This window comes from Micromonospora sp. DT4 (assembly GCF_049841675.1).
GTDB lineage: Bacteria > Actinomycetota > Actinomycetes > Mycobacteriales > Micromonosporaceae > Micromonospora.
Genome location: NZ_JBNCKT010000473.1, coordinates 1 through 278 on the forward strand (window position 1 = coordinate 1; position 278 = coordinate 278).

1 protein-coding gene is annotated in these 278 nt (G+C 50.4%); it reads right to left on the reverse strand.

The window, feature by feature from the left end; translation table 11 throughout:
* Positions 1–259: hypothetical protein (locus tag ACLQ24_RS30580; RefSeq protein ID WP_425895192.1), on the reverse strand; the 259-nt coding region annotated here is incomplete at its 3' end.
* Positions 260–278 lie beyond the last annotated feature (19 nt).

The following is a 278-nucleotide window of genomic DNA, read 5'->3' on the forward strand; positions in this document are numbered from 1 at the left end:
TATTTCGGCGTATGACTGTGAAGCCGCCTTTTTCCAGCATCGCGGCCATTGTGCCTGCTTCATCATCGCTATGCCCCTTTTGCTTGAGGTTATGCATGAAGCTGCCGAACTGGAACATCTCGCCCGGCTTTCGCGGATTGGGAAGCTCTAGCTTCCACTTGGGCATCTTTCCGATGTTAAGGAGTTCACCATTTCCGTTTCTCTTGTCAATCCAGTCCTCGTAGATGGCGAGGAAGTCTCTCGCCTTCTCGTCTTTCATTCTCTGAAACTTGACGATA